This window comes from Microbacterium sp. Leaf351 (assembly GCF_001423825.1).
Taxonomy (GTDB): domain Bacteria; phylum Actinomycetota; class Actinomycetes; order Actinomycetales; family Microbacteriaceae; genus Microbacterium; species Microbacterium ginsengisoli.
This window is the reverse complement of record NZ_LMPK01000015.1, coordinates 204,738-207,515: the sequence shown is the minus strand read 5'-3', so window position 1 is coordinate 207,515 and position 2,778 is coordinate 204,738. Positions and strand designations below refer to the sequence as shown.

Annotated in this window: 3 protein-coding genes; all 3 read right to left on the bottom strand. The window is 69.7% G+C overall.

Translation table 11 applies throughout. The features are described from left to right. Positions 1–900 (bottom strand): ABC transporter permease (locus tag ASG00_RS06670; RefSeq protein WP_082483117.1); only part of this gene is annotated, 900 nt, incomplete at its 3' end. After that, a complete protein-coding gene (locus tag ASG00_RS06665) occupies positions 897–2,036 on the bottom strand; it encodes an ABC transporter substrate-binding protein (protein ID WP_056207748.1) in 1,140 nt (379 codons plus the stop codon). The genes ASG00_RS06670 and ASG00_RS06665, both read right to left, overlap by 4 nt. A gap of 167 nt (positions 2,037–2,203) precedes the next feature. Further along, positions 2,204–2,778: amino acid--tRNA ligase-related protein (locus ASG00_RS17480; protein WP_327037493.1), on the bottom strand; the 575-nt coding region annotated here is incomplete at its 5' end.

Genomic DNA, 2,778 nt, shown 5'->3' with positions numbered 1-2,778 from the left:
CCTCGCTGCCCGCCGCTGCACCGCGTTGTAGACGGCCATCGCGACGCCCACGACGACGATCATGCCGAGCGCGAGCGCACCCGCGAGGTTCTCGCGGCCGAGCACGGTCTCGCTCGTGAGCGCCGCGCGGATCTGCAGCGGCACGATCTGCGAGCCCTGGCTGGCGAGGGCCGCGGCCGTCGCATACGACGAGAACGCGTTCGCGAACAGGAGCAGGAGGCTGGCGAGGAAGCTCGGGGCCAGCACCGGGAAGCCCACGTGCAGCCAGAAACCGGCACGGGTGCCCCCGAGGGTGAGGTTCGCCTCGACCCACTGCGGCCGCAGTGCCGACAGGGCGGGCATAAACGTGATGACCATGAGCGGGATCTGGAAGTAGAGGTAGGCGGGGATGAGGCCGGGCAGGCCGTAGATCCAGGCGCCGCCGGCGTAGAGATCGATGCCGAAGGTCGTCGCGAGGAACTTCGTGACGACTCCCTGCAGACCGATCGTCGCGATCATCGCGAACGCGAGCGTGACGCCGCCGAACTGTGCGAACGTGCCCGACACCGCGTTCACGGAGGTGCGGACCACACCCGACTCCGACAGGCCGAGCATCGCGTAGCAGGCGAGTGCGCCGACGATCGCTCCGACCAGCGCGGTGAGCACCGAGACCCACGTGGAGTTCCAGAACGTCGCGAGGATGACCGGGTCGCCGAGTGCGGCGATGTTGTCGAGGGTGAACGCGCCCTTCTTCGTGAAGAAGCCGGAGCCGATGGCGAGCACCGTCGGCAGCGCGAGGAAGATCAGCACATATGCGGCGAACGGGACCAGGCCGATCCAGGCCCAGTCCCGACGGGGCCGCCGGGCCAGCGCGAGTGCGCCAGGCCCGGCGGTCCGTGTCGCCGAAGCGACTGACGTCACTGAACGGCCGCCGCCCACTTGGCGCCGAGCAGGGTGCCCGCAGCCGTGCTCTGGGCCGCGGTCGGCACGACGCTCTGGGTGGGCGCGGTCGGCAGCTCCGCCGCGAGGGTCGCGTCGATCGTGCCGGCCGTGGTCATGGCCGCCATGCGGGCCGGGCGGGCGCCGCCGGCGAGCCACAGGTTCTGCGCCTCGTCGCTGTAGAGGAACTCCTCCCACAGGCGCGCAGCCGCCGGGTGCGGGGCATCCTTGTTGATCGCCTGGTTGTAGTAGCCGGCGTAGCCGGTGCCGGGAAGGATCGCGACCTTCCAGTTCGCGTTGTCCTTCTTGTGGGCGAGGTTCAGGTAGTCCCAGTCGAAGACGACGGGGGTCTCGCCGCTGGCGACCGTGGAGCTGGTCACGTCGACCTTGAGCAGGTTGCCGGCCTTGTTGAGCTTCTGGAAGAAGTCGATGCCCGCCTGGTAGTCATCCAGCGTGCCGCCCGACTGCACGGTGGCAAGACCCACCGCGGCGAAGGCCGCGCCCGCCTGGGTCGGGTCGCCGTTGAGGGCGACCGCGCCCTTGTACGCCGAGCCGAGCAGGTCGTTCAGCGAGGTCGGGGCGGGGTACTTCGACGAGTCGTAGCCGATGGCCATGTACCCGCCGTAGTCGCCGTAGTAGAGACCCGACGACTCCTTGAGGGTGTCGGGGATGTCCGCCCAGGTCTGCACCTTGTAGGGGGCGAACTTGTCCGTGTTCTGCAGCGTGACAGTGAGGCCGAGGTCGAACACGTCGGGCGCGGTGTCCAGGCCCTGGTTCGAGGTCGCGGCCTGGATCTCCTCGGCGCTCGACGCGTCGGGCGAGGCCTCGTTGACGGTGATCTCGGGGTACTTCTTCTTGAACGCGTCGATGACGGCGCCGTAGTTGGCCCAGTCGTGGGGGAGTGCGATGACGTTGAGCTGGCCCTCGGCCTTGGCTGCGGCCTCGAGGGCGGCGAGCGAACCGAAGTCGGAGATGCTGGTCGCCGTCTTCGCGTCGACGCCGCCCGAAGAGCTCGTCGACGAGCTGCCGCCGGCGCAGCCGGCGAGCACGACGGAAGCGGCTGCGGCGACGGCGATGCCGGCGCCGGCACGGCGCAGGAGTGCGCGCGTGTGGGTCATGTCAGTTCCTCTCGGATGGTGTGGCGGGGGTTCGGGAACCCCGCACCGGGACGAGAGGAACGTACGTGCGGCGAGTGGCGCCGGTGAGAGCGTCAGGTGTCCGTCAGGTGACGGGTCGGTGACACCGGATGCCGCGGCATCCGGTGTCGGCGCTCACCGCGCCGTGATCACGGCGCGAGGCGCGTGGGACCGCGGAAGAGGTAGGTGACCTCGCGGATCGACGCCTCGCCCAGCAGCAGCATGAGCACGCGGGCGAGGCCCATGCCGAAGCCGCCGTGCGGCGGGGCGCCGTAGCGGAAGAAGTCGAGGTAGAAGTCGAGGTGGGCGGGGTCGAGCCCCTTCTCCTTCGCCTGCTCGATGAGCACGTCGACGCGGTGCTCGCGCTGCGCGCCGGTCGTGATCTCGACGCCCTTGAACAGCAGGTCGTACGACTTGGTGAGTCCCGTTTCGGCGTCGCGCATGTGGTAGAACGCACGGATCTCGGGGTGGTAGTCGGTGATGAAGACGAACTGGTGGCCGTAGGTCTCCTGCACGTAGGCGGAGATCTGGCGCTCGCCCTCGGGGTCGAGGTCGCCGTCGGTGCGGGGGATCTCGTAGCCCCGGTCGGCGACGATCTGGCGGGCCTCGGCGAGGGGGATGCGCGGGAACGGCACCGCGGGCACCTGCACCTCGATGCCGAACAGCTCTTCGATCTCGGCGCCGTGCGTGTCCTTGACCGCCTGGAACGCGGTCTGCAGCAGCT